The following is a 692-nucleotide window of genomic DNA, read 5'->3' as shown; positions in this document are numbered from 1 at the left end:
CGGCTTTGGTGAAGCCCGCTTCCAGCAGCGGGGCGCGCACGCCGTGCTCCTGCGCTGCCCGCATGCCGGGGCGATAATCGCCCGTGTCGTCCAGATGAGAGCCGTCGGCAATCCAGCGGATGCCTTCCTCGTCGGCGACACGGCGCAACACGCTGAACAGCTCGGTTTTGCAGTGATAGCAACGGTCAGGACGGTTCACCTGAAACAGGGGGTTCTGCAGCTCGTGGGTGGGCACGACGCGCACGCGCACGCCGATTTGCTGCGCCAGCTGCAACGCCTGCTCAATCTCGCCTTCAGGAAACGCCTCCGACTTGCCAATCACGGCGAGGCAACGCTCGCCCAGCGTGTCGTAGGCGACCTTCACCAGCAGCGTGCTATCCACGCCGCCCGACAGCCCCACCGCCACGCTGTCCATCGCGTGCAAAATCGCCTGCAACCGTTCGTACTTCTGCTGCAGCTCAGGCGTCATAGTCCGAAGCTCTCCAGTCCGGGCGCAGTCGCCTCGATGCGTATCAGCCGCCAGTCCTCGTAAGAGATGAACAGCCATCTGCGTTGCGGGAACTTCCGAAACTCGAACTCCACCACGCCCAAGTCAAGTGTTTGGCGCGGATTAGGGTCATTCGGGTCGCGCCAGTGGATTTTGACCGTAGTGCGCACGATGATGCGCCCAGCAAAGATTTCGGTTTGCAGCT

The 692-nt window shown here is 62.7% G+C and carries 2 protein-coding genes; both read right to left on the bottom strand.

Annotated elements, in window-relative coordinates:
• Window positions 1–469: TIGR00268 family protein (locus tag NZU74_20460; protein ID MCS6883701.1), on the bottom strand; the 469-nt coding region annotated here is incomplete at its 3' end.
• On the bottom strand, window positions 466–692 hold a 227-nt coding region (locus NZU74_20455), incomplete at its 5' end, for a hypothetical protein (GenBank protein MCS6883700.1). The genes NZU74_20455 and NZU74_20460, both read right to left, overlap by 4 nt.

This window comes from Chloroflexaceae bacterium, from assembly GCA_025057155.1.
Classification (GTDB): domain Bacteria; phylum Chloroflexota; class Chloroflexia; order Chloroflexales; family Chloroflexaceae; genus JACAEO01.
This window is presented reverse-complemented; position numbering and strand designations above follow the sequence as displayed.